Annotated in this window: 17 protein-coding genes; 12 read left to right on the plus strand and 5 right to left on the minus strand. The window is 57.4% G+C overall.

Annotated elements, in window-relative coordinates; all coding sequences use genetic code 11:
- Nucleotides 1-73 precede the first annotated feature (73 nt).
- Both KUF54_RS13650 and KUF54_RS13655 read right to left on the minus strand, forming a co-directional pair.
- Nucleotides 74-292 carry a cysteine-rich CWC family protein gene (locus KUF54_RS13650; RefSeq protein WP_219343325.1) on the minus strand — a complete coding sequence of 73 codons (219 nt, stop codon included), beginning with the start codon at nt 290-292 and terminating at the stop codon, nt 74-76.
- A 208-nt stretch (nt 293-500) separates the two neighbouring features.
- The gene (locus KUF54_RS13655; RefSeq protein WP_219343326.1) at nt 501-2693 is read right to left on the minus strand and encodes a malate synthase G; all 2193 of its coding nucleotides are present in this window, start codon (nt 2691-2693) and stop codon (nt 501-503) included.
- A gap of 497 nt (nt 2694-3190) precedes the next feature.
- On the opposite strand from KUF54_RS13655, the gene KUF54_RS13660 reads away from it, so the two are divergent.
- A complete protein-coding gene (locus KUF54_RS13660; protein ID WP_219343327.1) occupies nt 3191-3550 on the plus strand; it encodes a hypothetical protein in 360 nt (119 codons plus the stop codon).
- An 86-nt stretch (nt 3551-3636) separates the two neighbouring features.
- On the opposite strand, the gene KUF54_RS13665 is transcribed toward KUF54_RS13660, so the two are convergent.
- Together KUF54_RS13665 and KUF54_RS13670 are read right to left on the minus strand one after the other, a co-directional pair.
- On the minus strand, nt 3637-4323 hold the full coding sequence (locus KUF54_RS13665) for a response regulator transcription factor (RefSeq protein ID WP_219343328.1): 687 nt from the start codon (nt 4321-4323) through the stop codon (nt 3637-3639).
- A gap of 11 nt (nt 4324-4334) precedes the next feature.
- Nucleotides 4335-5549: an ATP-binding protein gene (locus tag KUF54_RS13670; RefSeq protein WP_219343329.1), complete on the minus strand. Its 1215-nt coding sequence runs from the start codon at nt 5547-5549 to the stop codon at nt 4335-4337.
- Nucleotides 5550-5934: 385 nt separating this feature from the next.
- Here KUF54_RS13670 and KUF54_RS13675 point away from each other — a divergent pair, with 385 nt between their 5' ends.
- From KUF54_RS13675 to rpoN, 8 genes are all read left to right on the plus strand, one after another.
- Entirely contained in the window at nt 5935-6870 is a 936-nt protein-coding gene (locus tag KUF54_RS13675; protein WP_219343330.1) for a LysR family transcriptional regulator, read from the plus strand.
- An 84-nt stretch (nt 6871-6954) separates the two neighbouring features.
- Complete coding sequence (locus tag KUF54_RS13680) at nt 6955-7404, plus strand: DUF2214 family protein (RefSeq protein WP_219343331.1); 450 nt, start codon at nt 6955-6957, stop codon at nt 7402-7404.
- 83 nt (nt 7405-7487) lie between these two features.
- Nucleotides 7488-9197 (plus strand): arginine--tRNA ligase, encoded by a 1710-nt coding sequence (gene argS / locus KUF54_RS13685; RefSeq protein ID WP_219343332.1) that lies wholly within the window; start codon nt 7488-7490, stop codon nt 9195-9197.
- Nucleotides 9198-9279: 82 nt separating this feature from the next.
- The gene (locus KUF54_RS13690; RefSeq protein ID WP_219343333.1) at nt 9280-9987 is read left to right on the plus strand and encodes an SPOR domain-containing protein; all 708 of its coding nucleotides are present in this window, start codon (nt 9280-9282) and stop codon (nt 9985-9987) included.
- A gap of 179 nt (nt 9988-10166) precedes the next feature.
- The gene (locus KUF54_RS13695) at nt 10167-10814 is read left to right on the plus strand and encodes a thiol:disulfide interchange protein DsbA/DsbL (protein WP_219343334.1); all 648 of its coding nucleotides are present in this window, start codon (nt 10167-10169) and stop codon (nt 10812-10814) included.
- Between the two features lie 128 nt (nt 10815-10942).
- The gene (lptA, locus tag KUF54_RS13700; protein ID WP_219343335.1) at nt 10943-11599 is read left to right on the plus strand and encodes a lipopolysaccharide transport periplasmic protein LptA; all 657 of its coding nucleotides are present in this window, start codon (nt 10943-10945) and stop codon (nt 11597-11599) included.
- The gene (lptB, locus tag KUF54_RS13705) at nt 11596-12381 is read left to right on the plus strand and encodes an LPS export ABC transporter ATP-binding protein (RefSeq protein ID WP_219343336.1); all 786 of its coding nucleotides are present in this window, start codon (nt 11596-11598) and stop codon (nt 12379-12381) included. Before lptA ends, lptB begins: the two co-directional genes overlap by 4 nt.
- 142 nt (nt 12382-12523) lie before the next feature.
- Nucleotides 12524-14137, plus strand: a complete 1614-nt coding sequence (gene rpoN, locus KUF54_RS13710) for an RNA polymerase factor sigma-54 (protein WP_219343337.1) — start codon at nt 12524-12526, stop codon at nt 14135-14137.
- Between the two features lie 98 nt (nt 14138-14235).
- Here the strand turns inward: rpoN and KUF54_RS13715 are convergent, their stop codons facing one another.
- Nucleotides 14236-15159: an aspartyl/asparaginyl beta-hydroxylase domain-containing protein gene (locus tag KUF54_RS13715; protein ID WP_219343338.1), complete on the minus strand. Its 924-nt coding sequence runs from the start codon at nt 15157-15159 to the stop codon at nt 14236-14238.
- 261 nt (nt 15160-15420) lie between these two features.
- Here KUF54_RS13715 and KUF54_RS13720 point away from each other — a divergent pair, with 261 nt between their 5' ends.
- The 3 genes from KUF54_RS13720 to KUF54_RS13730 are packed head-to-tail and all read left to right on the plus strand — an operon-like array spanning nt 15421 to nt 18958.
- On the plus strand, nt 15421-16368 hold the full coding sequence (locus KUF54_RS13720) for a sugar ABC transporter substrate-binding protein (RefSeq protein WP_219343339.1): 948 nt from the start codon (nt 15421-15423) through the stop codon (nt 16366-16368).
- A 5-nt stretch (nt 16369-16373) separates the two neighbouring features.
- Nucleotides 16374-17951, plus strand: a complete 1578-nt coding sequence (locus KUF54_RS13725; RefSeq protein WP_219343340.1) for a sugar ABC transporter ATP-binding protein — start codon at nt 16374-16376, stop codon at nt 17949-17951.
- Nucleotides 17951-18958, plus strand: coding sequence for an ABC transporter permease (locus tag KUF54_RS13730; protein ID WP_219343341.1), 1008 nt, complete (start codon nt 17951-17953; stop codon nt 18956-18958). The genes KUF54_RS13725 and KUF54_RS13730 overlap by 1 nt, the downstream gene beginning before the upstream one ends.
- Nucleotides 18959-18963: the final 5 nt, after the last annotated feature.

Here is an 18963-nt window from a genome sequence, read left to right on the forward strand (position 1 = left end):
GCAAGCCGCAGCCTGCTTGTTGCGCGATGCATGAGTGCTGAGTTTTGATGAGGCAAAACCGCCAGAAGGCGCATCAGGCCAAGACTGAGCCCCGCGATATGGGCTGGGCGCAGGCTGGGCAGATGCAGGCTTTGCCGCGCGCTTCAGGTGAGAGTTGCTCCAGTGCTTCTTTGGACACCGGTGTCTGCATGCACCAGCAGCTTTCGGGCGGCAGGCCCGCGCTGATGGCGCATTGATTGGCCTGACCGCATAGCGGGCAGAGGCTGGTGTTGACGGATGTATTGCTTGGCATGGCAGCAGTGTAGAAGCCATGCTGTATGCACTGCGCAAGGGGCAAAGAAAAAGCACTCCATGCGCAAACAGGAAGTGCTTTTTTGATAGCTAAGAGTCTTAGTAAATCAATGAATTAATGCATAAAACACAGTGAAATCATTGAATATTCGGGACTACCTGCTCTGAAACTAGGAGTAGCGAGATAGCGAATCTCAAGGCTCAAGCCATTAAGAGCCCGCCTTTACCTTTAAGCGCCAAGCGTGCAGCAAAGGCTCGGTGTAGCCGGAAGGTTGCTCCTTGCCCTTAAAGACCAAGTCCAGCGCTGCCTGAAAGGCTGCGCCATTGGGGTTGGCCACCAAGCTCTTGTATAGCGCGTCGCCTGCGTTTTGCTCGTCCACCACCTTGGCCATGCGGGCAAAGCTGTCACGCACCATGGCTTCGGTCACCACGCCATGCTGCAGCCAGTTGGCAATGTGCTGGCTGGAGATGCGCAGCGTGGCGCGGTCTTCCATCAGGCCCACGTTGTGAATGTCAGGCACTTTGGAGCAGCCCACGCCTTGATCCACCCAGCGCACCACATAGCCCAGAATGCCTTGCACGTTGTTGTCCACTTCCTGCTGTTTTTCCGCATCCGACCAGACGGGGTTGCTGGATACGGGCACTTGCAAAATCGCGTTCAGCAGCTCATCGCACTCGTGGTCGGCGTTGGGGCTTTCCAGCCCCTTTTGCACATCGGCCACGTTGACTTGGTGATAGTGCAGCGCGTGCAGCGTGGCGCCGGTAGGTGATGGCACCCAAGCCGTGTTCGCGCCCGATTTGGGCTGGGCAATTTTTTGCTCCAGCATGGCCTTCATCAAATCAGGCATAGCCCACATGCCCTTGCCAATTTGGGCGCGACCGCGCAGGCCCATGCCCAAGCCCACCAGCACATTGTTCTTTTCATAAGCGGGCAACCATGCGCAGACCTTCATGTCCGCCTTGCGCACCATGGGGCCGGCTTGCATAGCAGTGTGCATTTCATCGCCGGTGCGATCCAAAAAGCCGGTGTTGATAAACGCCACGCGCGCCGGGGCTGCGGCAATTGCAGCCTTCAGGTTGACCGTGGTGCGGCGCTCTTCATCCATGATTCCCAGCTTGACAGTGTTCTCGGGCAGGCCCAGCACCTTTTCAACGCGGCCAAACAGCTCGTTGGCAAAGCCGGCTTCGGCAGGGCCGTGCATTTTGGGCTTGACGATGTAGACGCTGCCGGTGCGCGAGTTGCGAATGCCGTTGGTGCCATTGCCCTTGAGGTCATGCAAGGCAATGGTGGTGGTAATCATGGCATCCAGGATGCCTTCGGGGATTTCCTTTTGCTCCGCGCCCCACAAAATGGCGGGGTTGGTCATCAAGTGGCCCACATTGCGCACAAACATCAGCGATCGGCCATGCAGCTTTACCGCTTTGCCGTCCGCTCCTGTGTATTCGCGGTCGGCGTTCAAGCCGCGTGTCACCGTCTTGCCGCCCTTGTCGAAAGACTCCGTCAGCGTGCCCTTCAAAATGCCCAGCCAGTTGCTGTAGCCCAGCACTTTGTCTTCGGCGTCAACTGCGGCCACCGAGTCTTCCAAGTCCAAAATGGTGGACAGTGCGGCTTCAACCACCACATCTGCCACGCCAGCGGCATCGGTGCTGCCGATGGGGGTGGCCTTGTTGATGATGATGTCGATGTGAATGCCGTTGTTCTTTAGCAGCACCGACTTGGGTGCCGCCGCATCACCTTGGTAGCCGGTGAACTTGGCTTCTTCTTTCAGGCCCGTCTTGCTGCCGTTCTTCAGCGTCACAACCAGCTTGCTACCTTGCACAGCGTAGCTGGTGGCGTCTGCGTGTGAGCCAGCAGCCAAAGGCGCGGCTTGATCGAGGAAGCTGCGGGCAAAGGCGATGACTTTGGCGCCGCGCACGGGGTTGTAGCCCTTGCCTTTTTCAGCTCCACCGTCCTCACTAATGACGTCAGTACCATACAGCGCGTCATACAGCGATCCCCAGCGAGCGTTGGCTGCGTTCAGGGCGTAGCGCGCATTCAGAATTGGCACGACCAACTGGGGGCCCGCTTGAATGGCTAGTTCTGCATCTACGTTCTCTGTCGTGGCCTTGGCGTCTTTGGGTACGGGCACCAGATAGCCGATCAGCGTCAGAAACTTGCGGTAGGCCACCATGTCGGTGATGGGGCCGGGGTTGGCCTTGTGCCAAGTGTCCAGCTCCGCTTGCAATCGGTCGCGTTCGACCAGCAGGGCAGCGTTTTTGGGAGCCAAGTCGCTGATGATTTGATCGAACCCTTTCCAGAAGACCTCTTGAGCGACACCGGTGCCAGGCAGCACTTGGGCGTTGACAAAGTGGTAGAGCTCGTTGGCGACTTGCAGTCCGTGGATGGGGGTGCGATCGGTCATGTGGAACCTCAGGGTTGATGTCTTTGGATATTCAGAAATGGCTGCCTTAGACAGCAGCGTATGCAGAGACTGTATTTGAATTTTTTGAGTACATAAAGAGCTTAAATAGATCAAAACTCATGATGTTTTTATACGGAGTCTCTGGGTTTATGACTCTTTCCGTGAAGAAATAGCGATGAATTCATCAAGGGCTGAGTTCTGAATCAGTTCTGACACTTCTGATCGATGTTTGAAACATTGCCTGAGCGTAGTGTCGAATCAGGTTTGAGCATCAATATGAAATTTCGCTCCTGAAAATATAGCTATAAGTCTATGTTTGCATTGGACTTTAGGCATATTTTTATCTTATTTCTAAGAATTAAAAGGTAAGTGATCACTACCATTAGACGGGAATTTGTCTGTCATAAATGAATGTAGTCAATCAGAAATGATTCGTTAGACTCGTAACCATCTGATCACGATTGATCTAAATCAGTTATTTTTAACTAGGAGCTCACATGGCAAATCTGAACGAAAGCTTGCAAGACCTGATGACTTTGGACGGCGCTTTGTGTGCGGCCGTGGTGGACTACAACAGCGGTATGTTGCTCGGTAGCATTGGTACGGGTGTGGATCTGGAGCTGGCAGCAGCTGGCAACACCGAAGTGGTGCGCGCCAAGATGAAGACTATGAAGTCTTTGGGTTTGAACGACACCATTGAAGACATTCTGATTACCTTGGGCAAGCAGTATCACATCCTGCGCCCTGCAGAGAAGGTCAACGGCATCTTCGTTTATTACGTGCTCGATAGCGGTCGTGCAAACTTGGCTTTGGCTCGCCGCAAGATTGCGGATGTGGAATCGAAGATCACCATGTAAGCCTTGCGTCACGCAAACAAAAAAAGGACCTGTCGGGTCCTTTTTTGTTTTTGAGGCGGTTCAGGCCGTCATTTCAAACGGCCATTTCAAGCCGAAATCAGCGGCGCGCGAAATTGGTAGCCCACTTTTTGATGCGACTGCAAAGGCACGGCCACCGGCGTGGCGCGCTCAATGCGGCGGCGCAGGCGGTAGATGGTGGCGTGCAAGCTGTTGTCTGAATCAGCGGCGCTGGTGTGAGCCAGCAGGTCGCGAATGTAGTCGCGGCTGACGGTTTCGCCTTGGGCCTTTAAAAAGCACTCCATCAGCATCAAGTCGGTGGCGCTGAGTTCTACGGTTTGACCGTCAGGGGCTGTGAGCACGCTGCGGTGGCTGTCCAGCTTCCAGGCGGTGGCTGTTTTGGCCGTGGTCATGATGCGGCGGTGCACGGCGCGTACGGCTAGCTCCACCTGCTCAAAGGTGACGGGCTTGGTCAAATACATGTCGGCGCCCGCGTTGATGACTTCGGCAAACACTTCGGGGCCAAGGCGACCCGAGACAATCAGCACACCTGCTTGCGTGCGCTTGCGGATGATGCGGATAAGCTCTGCACCATCTACGCCGGGCAGCATCAAATCGAGCACATAAAAATCAAAGCGGTAGGGCGCGACATCGGCCAGCAAGTCGCTGCTGTCGCTGTAAGCGGTGACATTCACCCCTTGATTGCGCAGGTGCTGGGCTAGAAATTCACAGTATTCGGTGTCGTCGTCAACCAGAGCAAGGGTGGCAGGCAGCATGGGCGGCGTTCTTATTCAGCAAGACCTTGAGGGATGACCAGACGCATGACTGTGCCATGGGGCTGGTTGGGCAGAGCCTCAACTGTACCTTGGTGCAGTTGAAGCACGGAGCGCACGATGAACAGGCCCAGCCCGGCTCCAGGGCGGTTGTGGCTGTGATTGCCGCGCGAGCCTTTGTCGAACAAGCGTGGAAGCAGCTCTGGCGGAATGCCGGGGCCTTGATCGATGACTTCCAGCATCAGCGCCAAGGGCTCATCAGACTCTGAAATGCGCAGTACTACTTGCGTGTCTGCCGGGGCATAGGCCAAGGCGTTGTGCAGCAAGTTGCGAATCGTCAGCCGCATCAGCGCCGGGTGTAGCTGTACCGTGCGCGGCGCGTTTTGCCAGTGCACATCAATGCGGGGGCGCAGGTCGGCTGCAATATCGTGTAGCACGAGCTTGATGAGGGTGGGTAAATCGGTTTCGCTGGCGGCTCCCGCCTTGCCGCCCACGGCCAAAATGGTGCCTGCGGTCAGCGTGTTGTCTAGCGTGCCAATCACTTGCTGCATCACATGTTCAGCGCGCAGCAAGGCTTTGGTGGCGGGCGTGGCATCGGGCAAATGCAGGTCATCAATGGCTTTGAGCGTGGCTTGCATGGCGGCGGATGCATTGTTTAGCGGCTGGCGAATTTCGTGCGACAGCAACTGCAGCATCTCGTTGTGCTCGGTCAGCATGGCGGTGCGCCAGTTCAGCAGGGTGCGCAGCTTGTCTAATTCGCCCGCATCATCGCGGCGGCTGCGCAGCTGCTCTTGCAAAGCCTGCAACTGCTCGTGCTGGCGGGTAATGACTGCGCCGCGTGCATATTCACGGCCCACGTCGGTGAGGGTCATCAGCACCTCATGGCGCCCCAACTCGTCAGCCGCGCCGGGGGTGAGTTGTATGCGCCGGTGGCGCTGCGCCCCAAAGTCATCTTGCCGGGTGTCGTCATATTCTTGGCGCTGGCCTTGGCCTGCCGCAGTAAAACGTAGGTTATGGGTTTGCCAAAATTCGGTGTGCAACAACTGCTGCAAAGCTTGGCCCACGGCGCTTTCCTGCGGCACATCAAACCAGTGACACCACGCGGGCGTAGCCATCAGCAACTGGCCTTGCGCATTCCAAAGCGCATAGCCTTGGGCGGATTGGCTTAATAAATCAAGCAACTGTGCGGGTTGTGTGCAGGGCGTGACAGCAAGAGAGGCAGAGTTCATGACTTCGGAAGCGAGCGGGTCGTGTCAATGGGTTGGGCAAATCATAGGTTTAAAGGTCTTCGCTGTGCGCGCTATTCACGCTGCGAGACCGAAGTGATCTCGGTGCGCAACTTTGCTTTTAGCGTCTATAAAACTCAAAATTTCCCTTTGATTTGTGACTTATAGTTTTGTTATCTTGAGGCCAATCCTGTGAAAGATGGACCTATGGCGCTGATGAATGACTGATTAATTCAATAGCAGCTAGTCCTTTTGCTTAAAGGGCTTTAGATAAAAATATTCCAACATTCAAGGATGCTTGCTCAGATGGTGCTCTTTTATTCATAGTGCACTCTGCTGACGCGAGCGCCAGTATGGACTTAACACGCATCAAACAGGAGCAGCGCGCATGGACAAACTCAAGGCGTTTGCGTCTTTTGTATCAGTAGCGACCCGAGGCAGCTTGACCGCTGCCGCCAAGGCCGAAGGCGTGGCACCTGCCATCATGGGGCGGCGCTTGGATGCGCTGGAAGAGCATTTGGGGGTCAAGCTTCTGGTGCGCACCACACGCCGCATTTCGCTCACCCATGAAGGCAGTGCGTTTTTGGAAAACTGCCAGCGTTTGCTCGCCGATGTGAGCAATGCGGAGGCCAGCGTTTCCGCAGGTGGCGTCAAGGCCACGGGGCATTTGCGCATCACCGCGCCTGCTGGCTTTGGCCGCCGCCATGTTGCGCCGCTGGTGCCGCTGTTTCGTGACTTGCACCCCGATGTCACCATCTCTTTGAACCTGAGCGATCGGGTGGTTGATTTGGCGGGTGAGGGCTTTGACTGCGCGGTGCGCGTGGGTGATATGCCGGACTCAGCCTTGGTCAGCGTGCGCATTGCCGATAACCGCCGCCTGTGCGTGGCCACGCCTGCCTATCTGGCACGCCGAGGAATGCCCAAACACCCTAGCGAGCTGGCGCAGCATGACTGCTTGACCTTATCGTCCGACGCATCGCAAACACGGGGCTGGGCCTTTAGCATTCCTCACTCTGAAAACGCGAGCAGCGAAGTGGTGCACTTTAAGCCGGGCGGCCCGCTGGACTGCTCAGACGGCCAAGTTCTGCACGATTGGTGTTTGGGCGGCTGGGGCATTGCGTGGCGGAGCACGTGGGAGGTGGAGGCAGAAATTACCGCAGGTCGCCTCGTGCCCGTGTTGGAAGACTTTGCGGCGCCGCCGAACGGCATTTTTGTCGTCTTCCCCCAGCGCAAACACATGCCGCTGCGCGTGCGCATGTGGATTGACTATCTCAAGCTCCACTACAGCGAGCCTGCGTTTTTTCGCAGCCGCTTGCTGGCATGATGGATAGCAAGGAGGGCGGAGCCTGAATTTGTCGCCTCTGCGGGCTATTCCGCCGGGGCTTGATAGGTAATGCTTCGCTGAACCATGACTCTTGAAGCGGTTCTTGCCAGCGTCCACCTGCTGGCCATTTTGACTTTGGTGGTGTTTCTCAGCAGCCAAGCTGCTTTGTGCCGGGTGGAGTGGATGAACGCCGCCGTAGTGCAGCGCCTAGCCAAGCTGGATATGATTTACGGCATCGCTGCAGTCGTGCTGCTGCTGCTGACCGGCATCGCGCGCTTGGTGCTGGGTGCTAAGGGGATGAGCGGCTATGTGTCCTCGCCACTGTTTCACCTCAAGATGACGCTGTTCATCGTCGCTGTGCTGCTCTCGCTCAAGCCAACTTTCACCTTCCGCCGCTGGAAGAAGGCGCTGGACGCCACCGGCCAGCTGCCCGCTGCGCAAGAAATCCAGCAAACCCGCAAGTGGGTGATGTGGCAAAGCCACTTGGTGCCAGTGATTGCCGTGGTCGCCGTTTTCTGGGCGCGTGGGATGTGATTTTGTGGGGGCTGCAACGCCTTGTTGCGACCCCGCAATCCAGCTTGGCTGCGCGGATCAGGGCAGCCACGTAAAATCGCGCCATGCTTTCAGTCAAACAAGAATTGCTCGCCGCTCTGGCCGCTGAGCTCGAAACACTCTCGCCCGGCGCTGGCGCACGCGCTGCGTTTGAAAATCCTAAAGTCGCAGCACACGGCGATTTCGCTTGTACGGCGGCGATGCAGCTGGCCAAGCCGCTGAAGGCCAACCCCCGTGCTTTGGGTGAACAGCTCAAAGCATCGCTTGAGGCTACAGCCCCGTTCCAGCAATGGGTTGATGCTATCGAAATTGCAGGCCCCGGCTTTTTGAACATTCGTCTGAAGCCCGCTGCCAAGCAAGAAATCATCCGTGAAGTGCTGGCGCAGGCCGACCAATTCGGCTTTCAAGCTGATCGTGGTGAGAATATTCTGGTCGAGTTTGTCTCCGCCAACCCCACCGGCCCCCTGCATGTGGGCCACGGCCGTCAGGCTGCGATTGGCGATGCCATCAGCAATCTGTACTCCACCCAGGGCTGGAAGGTACACCGCGAGTTTTATTACAACGACGCGGGCGTGCAGATCGACACGCTTACCAAGTCCACGCAATTGCGCGCCAAGGGCTTCAAGCCCGGTGACGAATGCTGGCCCACCGACAGCGAAAACCCGCTGGCCAAGAATTTCTACAACGGTGACTACATTGCCGACATCGCTGCCGCGTTCTTGAACAAAGAAACCATCAAGGCCGATGACCGCGAGTTCACCGCCAATGGCGATGTCGAGGATTACGACAACATCCGTCAGTTCGCCGTGGCCTATCTGCGCAACGAGCAGGACAAGGACTTGAAGGCCTTCAACCTGCAGTTTGACGAGTACTACCTCGAATCGAGCCTGTACGAAAACGGCCATGTCGAAGCCACGGTGAACCGTTTGGTCGCCAACGGCAAGACCTACGAGCAAGACGGCGCGCTGTGGCTCAAGTCCACCGATTACGGTGACGACAAAGACCGCGTGATGCGCAAGACCGACGGCGGCTACACCTACTTTGTGCCCGATGTGGCTTATCACATCCAAAAGTTCAAGCGTGGCTTTACCAAGGTGGTGAACATTCAGGGCACCGACCACCACGGCACCATTGCCCGTGTGCGCGCTGGTTTGCAGGCCGCTGATGTGGGCATTCCCGCTGGCTACCCCGACTATGTGCTGCACACCATGGTGCGCGTGGTTAAGGATGGCGAAGAAGTGAAGATCAGCAAGCGTGCGGGCTCTTACGTGACGCTGCGCGATTTGATCGAGTGGACCAGCAAGGATGCGGTGCGTTTCTTCCTGCTCAGCCGCAAGCCCGATACCGAGTACACCTTTGATGTGGACTTGGCTGTGGCGCAAAACAACGAAAACCCCGTGTACTACGTGCAGTACGCCCATGCCCGCATCCAGTCCGTGCTGCGCGCTTGGCAAGAAGCCGGCGGTGCTGGCGTGCCCGCGCTCAAGGATGTGGACTTGTCTGCACTGCAAGGCCCGCAAGCTCTGGCTTTGATGCTGCTGCTGGCCAAGTACCCAGAGATGCTCACCGCAGCAGCCGATGGCAATGCCCCGCACGATGTGACCTTCTACCTGCGTGACTTGGCTTCTAGCTATCACAGCTACTACGATGCGGAGCGCATCTTGGTGGACGATGAAAAGGTTAAGTTGGCCCGTTTGGCCTTGGTCGCGGCCACCGCTCAGGTGCTGCACAATGGTCTGGCCGTGCTGGGTGTGAGCGCACCTGAGCGTATGTAATCCAGTGTTCAATCCATCGCTGACGTTGTCTCGGTGGATTGGAAAGCGGAATAACTCAAGCAGAAAGCCTTTAGCGACTGATATGAAAAAACAGCAACGCGGTGGAACCATTCTGGGGATGATCTTTGGCATGGTCATCGGCTTGGCTGCGGCTTTGGCCGTGGCCATCTATGTGACCAAGGTGCCAGTGCCGTTCCTCAACAAAGGCGGTAACAACACTCAGCGCGATGCCGCTGAGGCCGAACGCAACAAAAACTGGGATCCCAACGCCCCATTGCAAAGCCGCCAGCCTGCACAGCCCCCAGTGGCCGCGCCTGCGCAGCAGCCCAGTGATGTGACCATAACACCGCCCTCACCAGCGGTTCAGCCCACATCAACGGGGGGTGTGACCACGCCTGAGGTCAAGCCCGTGCCCGAAAAGCCTACCAAGGCCGCCTCTGGCGACCCACTGGGTGATTTGGTGAAAGAACGCTCTGCCGCAGCCGATAAGGCTGAAAAAGCACGTGCTGATAAGGAAAAAGCGGCTGCGCAAGCATCCGGCACTTCTGACTCGGCTTTTAACTACTTCGTGCAGGCCGGCGCTTTCCGCGGTCAAGGTGAGGCAGAAGCGCAACGCGCCAAGCTGGCCATGCTGGGCTGGGAGTCGCGTATCAGCGAGCGTGAGCAAAACGGTATTACTGTCTTTCGCGTACGCGTGGGTCCGTTTGGCAAGCGTGATGACGCTGAGCAGCTCAAAGGCAAGCTCGACGGCGCGGGTGTGGACTCTACGCTGGTGAGAGCGGGTAAATAACACCCCCTGAGCCGCTTTGCGGCTTCCCCCTCTCTCTTCGGGAGAGGGACGACACCCTCGGTGCGGGGTGGCCCTTCCTCGGTGTCCCTCGCTTGGAGTGCGCCAGTGTTTGAGTGCTACTGAACTTTTTTTGATCTGCGGTCTCTGATACTGCAAACCTGATACAGGAGTTTGTTTAGATGAAACGTCGCGAATTCTCTTTAGTTGCTTCGGCAACTGCTGGTGCCTTGACCTTGGGCACTTCCTCTAGCTGGGCGCAAGGCGCAGGGCCCAAAGAAGGCAAGGACTACGTCAAGCTTGCCAAGCCCGCCAGCGTGAGCGCCCCTGCCGGCAAGGTCGAGGTCATTGAGTTCTTCTGGTACAGCTGCCCTCATTGCAATGTGTTTGAGCCCCAGTTTGAAGCATGGGTGAAGAGCCAACCCGCCGATGTGGTGGTGCGCCGCGTGCCTGTGGCCTTTAATGCCAGCTTCCTGCCCCAACAAAAGCTTTACTTTGCGCTGGAGGGCATGAACTTGCTGCCCCAGTTGCACGTCAAGGTTTTCCGCGCCATTCACGTCGAGCGCAACATGCTGAAAAACGACGAAGCGATTTTTGAGTGGATTGGCAAGCAAGGCGTTGATGTGGCTAAGTTCAAGGAGGTCTACAACTCCTTTACCGTGGCCAACCAAGCGCGCAAGGCGGCCCAGCTGCAAACCGAGTATGACGTTGAGGGCGTGCCTGCGATGGGCGTGGCTGGCCGTTACTACACGGACGGCACAAAGGCTGGCAGCATGGAAAACGTGCTGCGTGTCGTGAACGCCCTGATTGCTTCAAGCCGCAAGGCCTGAGAGCCGTGATGGAGGTCAAAATCTTTGACCGCCAGCAAGCCCGCCATTGTGCGGGCTTTTTTATGGGTGTTTTTTACGCAAGTTTCAAAAAGGGAATGACTACAATGGATGCAAGAAACGTGCCTTCCATGAAAAAATCACTCCTACCTCTTGCGCTGGCCTTTGCCCTTGCGGCAGCGACCGGCATGGCTCATGCCGAAAAAGCCGACAGTGCCAAGCCCATGAATATTGAGGCGGATGCGCTGCGCCACGACGAACTCCAGCAAACCAGTGTCTTCACTGGTAATGTGGTGATGACCAAGGGCACTATCGTGCTGCGCGGCACCCAGTTGGATGTGCGCCAGGACGCTGAGGGCTATCAGTTCGGCGTGATTAAGGCCGAAGCGGGCAAGCGTGCTTTCTTCCGCCAAAAGCGCGATAGCGTGCCGGGCCAGCCTGAAGAATTTATTGAAGGCGAAGGTGAAGTCATCGAGTACGACGGCAAGACCGACATCGTCAAATTCATTCGCCGTGGCGAGATGCGCCGCTATCGTGGCGGCCAGCTCAGCGACCAGATCACCGGCTCCATCATCATCTACAACAACATCACCGATGTTTACACCGTAGATGGTCAAAAGACCAGCGGCGGCTTGCCCAGCTCGTCCATTGGTCAAGGTGGTCGTGTACGCGCCATCATGGCGCCCAAGGAAGGCACGCCTGGCGCTCAGCCCAAGCCTGCGACTCCCGCGACACCTCTGCGTCAGAGCATGACATTGGGCGGTGAGAAGGCGGACGAGAAGAAATGATTGAGCCCACCTTCTCTCACAGCACCCGCACTGGCGAGTCCACAAGCCGTCTGGAGGCCAAGCACCTGGCCAAGTCTTACGGCAGCCGCAAGGTTGTTAAAGATGTGTCGCTGTCTGTGCAAAAAGGCGAGGTGGTCGGTTTGCTTGGCCCCAATGGCGCGGGCAAGACCACATCGTTTTACATGATCGTGGGCTTGGTGCGCAGCGATGGCGGCGAGATTTTCATTGATGGCCAGCCAGTGGGTGGTATGCCCATTCACCAGCGTTCGCGTTTGGGTTTGTCTTATTTGCCGCAAGAAGCTTCCATCTTTCGCAAACTCAGCGTGGAAGACAATGTGCGTGCTGTGCTGGAGCTGCAAAAAGATGAGCAAGGCAAGGCTCTCACACGTGAAGAAGTGGAAAAACGCCTGACTGGCCTGCTGCAAGAGCTGCGCGTGGAGCACCTGCGCCAGTCACCCGCGCTGGCGCTGTCTGGCGGCGAGCGTCGCCGGGTGGAAATTGCCCGTGCGCTGGCTACCCAGCCACGTTTCATCTTGCTCGACGAGCCTTTTGCCGGTATCGACCCGATTGCGGTGATCGAGATCCAGCGCATCATCGGCTTCCTCAAAGAGCGCGGCATTGGTGTGCTGATTACCGATCACAACGTGCGCGAAACGCTGGGCATTTGTGACCATGCTTTCATCATCAGCGATGGGCATGTGCTTGCTGAAGGTACGCCCGAGGAGATTGTGGAGAACGCCGATGTGCGCCGCGTCTACCTGGGTGAACATTTCCGCATGTGATGAGTGTGCGCTTTTGTACTCTCAACCTCGCCATACAGCTGGCTTTGGCCTGTTGTGTGGGCTTAGATATTCAAGCCGTTAGGCGGCGCCGCTTGAGCGGCAGAAGCATTTTCTGCAGCCGGCACCGGCAGAGAGTTAGTGAATGAAACCCGGCCTTTCGTTACGCGTTTCGCAGCATTTATCGCTCACGCCGCAGTTGCAGCAATCCATTCAGTTGCTTCAACTATCGACGTTAGAGCTGGCGCAGGAAGTCGAGCAGATGCTGGTCGACAACCCATTTTTGGAACGTACAGGCGATGAGGCTGATGGAGCAAGCGAGGGAGGGGTTGATGCTCCTCAAGAGATAGCAGTTGCTGCCCATGAATACACTGTTTCAGACAGTATTTCATCTGGAATAGAAACAACTTCAGGACAATCCGCTACTGACTCGATAGCGGAAACCCCCAGCGCTGAAACCCCAGAATCGCTGAACTGGGAGGCCGATGGCATTGACGGCCAAGATGGTGAATGGGGTGGAGAATCCAGCAGCGAATGGGATGGCCCCTCGGGCGGCGGCTCCAGCCGCAATCACGATGGCGACGGCGAGGCTGATGCCATCGATTTGGCTGGTGAGCATGTGGGCCTGACGGCTTTTTTGCATCGCCAAGCGCTCAGCCTGCGCTTGGGCGCCGAAGATACAGCTGCGCTGCGCTTTTTGATTGAGTCGCTCAATGACGACGGCTACCTTGAAGACTCGCTGCAAGAGCTGGCTCAAAGTCTGGCCGGTGATGATTTGGAAGACTGCGAAGAGCTAGAGCAGCGCTTTTGCATTGCGCTAAAGCTGCTGCAAAGCTTAGAGCCTGTGGGTGTCGGGGCGCGTGGTTTGGCGGAGTGCCTGCAGTTGCAGGTGCGCGATTTGATTCACACCGCTGAAGATGAGGGCACGACGCAAGCCCATATGAGTCGCTTGTTGTTAGCCCAGACCATTTGCAAACAGCCCATGGACTTGCTGGCGCGGCGCGATCTGCGCAAGCTCACCAGCCTGTGCGGCGCACGTGAAGAGCAGTTGCGCGAAGCCATGACCTTGATCGCTGGGCTGGAGCCGCGTCCTGGCCGGCGCTTTGTGGATGTGGAGCGCAACATCATCGTGCCCGATGTCATCGTGCGCCCGGTGCGCGCTAGTTCAGGGCGGGTCGATTTTTCCGTACAACTCAATGCCGATGTAATGCCGCGCCTTCGCGTACATGACATTTACGCCAGTGTGCTGCGCCGCCATAAAGGCAGCGAAAGCCATGCTGCCCTGCAGCAGCACTTGCAAGAGGCGCGCTGGTTCATCAAGAATATTCAGCAGCGCTTTGACACCATCTTGCGCGTGTCGCAAGCGATTGTGGAGCGGCAGAAAAACTTCTTTGTGCATGGTGAGCTGGCGATGCGGCCGCTGGTGCTGCGCGATATTGCCGACCAGTTGGGTCTGCACGAATCCACCATCAGCCGCGTGACTACGGCCAAGTACATGGCCACGCCCCAAGGCACGTTTGAGCTGAAATACTTCTTTGGCTCGGGTCTGGGTACAGAAACCGGCGGCAGCGCCTCCAGCACGGCAGTACGGGCGCTGATCAAGCAGTTGGTGGATGCCGAGAGCCCGAAGAAACCGCTGTCAGACGCAAAATTAGCTGACATGCTCAAGGAGCAAGGCATTGAGTGCGCCCGCCGCACCGTGGCCAAGTACCGCGAGCAGCTCAAAATTCCGACCACGACGCTGCGCAAGGCGCTGTAGTCATTGTTGGGAATAGAAAAGCCGCTGATGCATTGCTCAGCGGCTTTTTTGATTGGGTAGAGACCTCGGCAGGCGCGAAGCGCCTCAGCGGGTATCCATCAGTTCGGTATCAACCACCAGATGAACAGCGCTAAAACGCCAATCATCAGGCCAAACTTCAAAAATTTGTAGAACGTCGGATTCCAGTTGCGAAAGGCGCGGCGGTACTTGCCGGCGTAGAACGAAATTTTGAACAGCTTGCTGATCATGCCGCGCGGGTCGCCCTCGTTATTGGGCGAGCTGGCAGCGGCCACCACGTTGGTGCCCAGCCAGCGGTTGAGCCACTGAGCAAAGCCATTGGTCATCGGGCGTTCTACATCGCAAAACAGCACGATGCGGTTGCCTTGCGTGCCGTTCTCGGCCCAGTGCATATAGGTCTCGTCAAAGATCACGCCTTCGCCTTCGCGCCAGCTGTAAGGCGTGCCGTCCACTTCGATCAGGCAGCGGTCGTCATTGGGCGCCAGCACGGCCAGGTGGTAGCGCAGCGATCCCGCATAGGGGTCGCGGTGCAAATTGAGCTTGGCGCCGGGCGGCAGCTCCGCAAACATGGCGGCTTTGATGCTGGGGATGGACTTGACCAGCGCCGTGGTCTTAGGGCACAGCTCCATGGCCGAGGGGTGGGCGTCGCCGTACCACTTCAGATAAAAACGCTTCCAGCCGGTTTTGAAGAAGGAGTTAAAGCCGGCATCGTCATTGTTGGCGGCGGCTTTGATTTGCATGTTCTTTTGCAAATTCACGGCTTCTTCACGGATTTCACGCCAATTGGCTTGCAGCGTCGCCAGCTCGGGGAAAGTACTGGTGGGCAGGTAGGGCGTGCGCGGCACCTTGCTGAACATCAGCATGAAGACGTTGAGCGGCGCGGTGAACGTGGAGTGATCAAACAACTGCTTCAATAACTTGTGGCGCACCTTGCCGCGCAGGTGCATATACAGCGCGCAGCCAAAGAAAAGCAGCACCAATGCCAGAACGATGATTTTTGCCATAGCTTTCAATTTTACCGGGCGACCTTCAACTCAGTCTGCAGCAGGTCAAACGATGACGTTTGGTGTAGTGGGCGCATACCCTGCTACCCCCCTAGGTTTGGCACATTTGGGTATCGTTATGTCCGTAAAGCAGAACAGCACTTATATGCGACGTAACAAGAGCAGGGAGTTTTCCTACTTCTGTGTCGTGTGGCTCCGGCCTATAAGAGTTGTCTGCTTGTTTTTTTTCCAACTGTGGGCTTGTGTGCCCGGGAGACAGATATGTTGCAACGTCGTCATGCTGTGAGTTCTTTGGGTGTATTGGCGCTGGCTGTGGCTGGCTTGTGTGCGCCTGCGGCGCAGGCTCAAGACAAGCCCAAGGTCGCACTGGTCATGAAGTCGCTGGCCAATGAGTTCTTTCGCACAATGGAAGATGGTGCCAAGGCTCACCAAAAGCAGCACGCCTCTGAATACGTGCTTTTGAGCAACGGCATCAAGAACGAAACTGACACTGCCGCTCAGATCAAGATGGTCGAGCAGATGATTGCCCAGAAGGTGGACGCTTTGGTGATTGCGCCAGCGGACTCCAAGGCTCTGGTGCCCGTGCTCAAGGCTGCGGTAGACAAGGGCGTGCGTGTGGTCAACATTGACAACCGTCTGGATGCAGACGCGCTCAAGGAAAAAAATCTGGTGATTCCTTTTGTCGGCCCTGACAACCGTGTGGGTGCCAAGCTGGTGGGTGAGTATTTGGTCAAGCAACTCAAGCCTAGCGACAAGGTCGGCATTATTGAAGGTGTGTCCACCACCACGAATGCTCAGCAGCGCACGGCGGGTTTCAAGGACGCAATGGACGCCGGCAAGATGAGCGTGGTGGGTGTGCAGTCTGGCCAGTGGGAAATTGCCCAAGGCAATACCGTGGCTGCCGGCATGCTGCGTGAGAACCCCGATTTGAAGGCCTTGCTGGCCGGTAATGACTCCATGGCTTTGGGCGCAGTGGCTGCGGTCAAGGCTGCAGGCAAGGCAGGCAAGGTGATTGTGGTGGGTTACGACAATATCCAAGCGATTCGCCCCATGCTCAAGGATGGCCGTGTGCTGGCAACTGCAGACCAGTACGCCGCCAAGCAGGCCGCATTTGGTATTGATGTTGCTCTAAAGGCAATCAAGGCCAAGACTCCTCAGGCTCAGATGCCTGCTGAAGTTAAGACAGACGTTGTACTGGTGACCAAGTAATTGCCATGAGTGAAGTGCATAGCACCGTGCTGACGCTGGAAGGCATGGCTAAGGACTACGGTCCGAGTACCGTGTTGGATGGCGTTACGCTGGATTTACGCGCAGGTGAATGCCTGGCGCTGACGGGGGAGAACGGTGCTGGCAAGTCCACGTTGTCCAAAATGCTCTGCGGTCTGGTGACGCCAACGCGTGGGCTGATGAAGCTCAGTGGTCAGCCTTTTGCTCCGCGCTCGCGCACTGATGCAGAAAAGCAGGGTGTGCGCATGGTGCTGCAGGAGCTGGGCATGGTGCCCACTCTCACAGTGGCTGAGAACCTGTTGCTGGACCGCCTGCCAAGACGTTTGGGCTGGCTCGATCGCAAGGCCCTGGTTACCCAAGCGCAAGAGCAGTTGGCCAAGATGGGGCTGGAGCATATCGACCCCATGACCCCCGTGGGCCAGCTGGGCATTGGCATGCAGCAGATGGTGGAAATCGCCCGCAACCTGCGAGACGGCAACCGTGTTCTGGTGCTCGATGAGCCTACAGCCATGCTGACGGCCAAGGAAATCGAGCACCTGTTTGTTCAGATTGATCTGATGAAGGCGCGGGGCGTGGCGCTGGTCTATGTTTCGCACCGCTTGGAAGAGTTGCAGCGCGTGGCAGAGCGCGTCGCCGTACTGCGCGATGGGCGGCTGGTCGATGTGCTGCCGATGAAGGGTTTGAGTGAGCCCGAGCTGGTAGAGCGCATGGTGGGCCGTGCGGTTGAATCCTTAGATACCAAGCCCCGCCGCAAAGCGGGCGAAGTGCTGCTGCGTGCCAAGGGGCTGCGCCGTGGCAAGCTGGTGCAAGGTGTAGACCTAGAGCTGCGCGCCGGTGAAGTGCTAGGCGTTGCGGGACTGGTGGGCGCTGGCCGCACGGAGCTGCTGCGATTGCTGTACGGCGCGGACAAGGCGGATTCGGGCCATATTGAATTGACGGGGAAGGCTGCTGGGCAACAGGCTTGCAGCGTTTCCCCCAACTGGAAGAGCCCCATGCAGGCCATGCGTGCGGGCATTGCGCTGGTCACGGAAGACCGCAAGGCGCAGGGCTTGCTGCTGTCGCAATCCATCCGCGTGAATACTTCGCTCAGCCATATGAAGTCGGTCTCGGGCGCTGGCTGGCTCAAGCCTGCTGTTGAGACAGAGTTGGCGCAGCGCATGGTCAAGCGCCTGCGTATTCGTTCGCGTGATGAAGAGCAGCCTGTGGGCACCTTGTCCGGTGGCAATCAGCAAAAGGTGATTTTTGCGCGCTGGCTGCACCGTGACTGTCCCGTGGTCTTGCTCGATGAACCCACGCGGGGCGTGGATGTTGGGGCTCGCGCGGATCTTTATGCCGAGCTCAACACCATGACCGATCAAGGCAAGGCGCTGATGGTGGTGTCTAGCGACTTGCGTGAATTGATGGAGCTGTGCGATCGCATTAGCGTGATGCATGACGGGCGCATTGTTGCCACCTTTGAACGGGGGCACTGGAGCGCGCAAGCCATGCTGGAAGCTGCATTTGGTGAGGCTTCAGCAGCTTCATCAGCGGCAAAGAGTCGTCAGCTTGCAGAGAGTGAAATGTAATGAACAATAAAACTAATACTTCTTCCGTCAGCGTTGACGAAATGACCCCGGCGCCTCGCAGCGCATGGCGCCAAGAGCTAGGAACCTACCTTGGTTTGACCGTGGTGCTGATCGCCATGGTGGCGCTGTTTAGCAGCCAATCTGAATACTTCCTCACCAAAGAGACGCTGCTTTCTATTGCCAACGAAATCCCGGCTCTGGCCGTGATGGCGGTGGGCATGACCTTTGTGCTCATCATCGCGGGCATTGACCTGTCGGTGGGCTCGGTGCTCGCGCTCAGTGCGGCAGTCAGTGCGGCAGCGATTTTGCAGGGCGGCATCAACCCCTGGGGCGCAGCAATGCTGGGCCTATTGGTCGGCTTGGTCTGCGGCGCTATTACAGGCGGCGTGTCCGTGGCTTGGCAGTTGCCTAGTTTTATTGTGTCGCTGGGCATGCTTGAGGCGGTGCGCGGCGGTGCGTATTTGGTGACCGATTCGCGCACCCAATATGTGGGTGATGCCATGGGTGCCTTGGCTGCGCCATGGGTTGGTGGCTTGTCCACAGCGTTCTTCATCGCACTGGTGGTGGTCGTGATTGGTCAGCTGGTGCTCAGTCGCACGGTCTTTGGCCGCTATGTCGTGGGCATCGGCACCAATGAAGAGGCTATGCGCCTGGCAGGTGTGGACCCACGCCCCGTGCGTATTGCGGTATTTGCACTGATGGGTTTTTTGGCAGCGCTGGGTGGACTGATGCAGTCGGCTCGCCTTGAAGCGGCTGACCCCAATGCCGGCTCGGGCATGGAGCTGCAAGTGATTGCGGCTGTCGTGATAGGCGGCACCAGCTTGATGGGTGGCCGTGGCTCGGTCATCACCACCTTCTTTGGTGTGCTCATCATTGCCGTGCTGGAAGCAGGTCTGGCCCAGATCGGTGCCAGCGAGCCCAGCAAACGCATCATCACGGGCGCCGTGATCGTGATTGCGGTGATTGTGGATACGGTGCGTCAGCGCCGTGGTCAGCACAAGGCTTGAGGTAG

Source organism: Comamonas sp. Y33R10-2 (assembly GCF_019355935.1).
GTDB lineage: Bacteria > Pseudomonadota > Gammaproteobacteria > Burkholderiales > Burkholderiaceae_C > Comamonas.

Coding starts and splice junctions, on each gene's coding strand:
- KUF54_RS13650 (WP_219343325.1), bottom strand. CDS start 292: ATGCCAAGCAATACATCCGTCAACACCAGCCTCTGCCCGCTATGCGGT.
- KUF54_RS13655 (WP_219343326.1), bottom strand. CDS start 2,693: ATGACCGATCGCACCCCCATCCACGGACTGCAAGTCGCCAACGAGCTC.
- KUF54_RS13660 (WP_219343327.1), top strand. CDS start 3,191: ATGGCAAATCTGAACGAAAGCTTGCAAGACCTGATGACTTTGGACGGC.
- KUF54_RS13665 (WP_219343328.1), bottom strand. CDS start 4,323: ATGCTGCCTGCCACCCTTGCTCTGGTTGACGACGACACCGAATACTGT.
- KUF54_RS13670 (WP_219343329.1), bottom strand. CDS start 5,549: ATGAACTCTGCCTCTCTTGCTGTCACGCCCTGCACACAACCCGCACAG.
- KUF54_RS13675 (WP_219343330.1), top strand. CDS start 5,935: ATGGACAAACTCAAGGCGTTTGCGTCTTTTGTATCAGTAGCGACCCGA.
- KUF54_RS13680 (WP_219343331.1), top strand. CDS start 6,955: ATGACTCTTGAAGCGGTTCTTGCCAGCGTCCACCTGCTGGCCATTTTG.
- argS (WP_219343332.1), top strand. CDS start 7,488: ATGCTTTCAGTCAAACAAGAATTGCTCGCCGCTCTGGCCGCTGAGCTC.
- KUF54_RS13690 (WP_219343333.1), top strand. CDS start 9,280: ATGAAAAAACAGCAACGCGGTGGAACCATTCTGGGGATGATCTTTGGC.
- KUF54_RS13695 (WP_219343334.1), top strand. CDS start 10,167: ATGAAACGTCGCGAATTCTCTTTAGTTGCTTCGGCAACTGCTGGTGCC.
- lptA (WP_219343335.1), top strand. CDS start 10,943: ATGAAAAAATCACTCCTACCTCTTGCGCTGGCCTTTGCCCTTGCGGCA.
- lptB (WP_219343336.1), top strand. CDS start 11,596: ATGATTGAGCCCACCTTCTCTCACAGCACCCGCACTGGCGAGTCCACA.
- rpoN (WP_219343337.1), top strand. CDS start 12,524: ATGAAACCCGGCCTTTCGTTACGCGTTTCGCAGCATTTATCGCTCACG.
- KUF54_RS13715 (WP_219343338.1), bottom strand. CDS start 15,159: ATGGCAAAAATCATCGTTCTGGCATTGGTGCTGCTTTTCTTTGGCTGC.
- KUF54_RS13720 (WP_219343339.1), top strand. CDS start 15,421: ATGTTGCAACGTCGTCATGCTGTGAGTTCTTTGGGTGTATTGGCGCTG.
- KUF54_RS13725 (WP_219343340.1), top strand. CDS start 16,374: ATGAGTGAAGTGCATAGCACCGTGCTGACGCTGGAAGGCATGGCTAAG.
- KUF54_RS13730 (WP_219343341.1), top strand. CDS start 17,951: ATGAACAATAAAACTAATACTTCTTCCGTCAGCGTTGACGAAATGACC.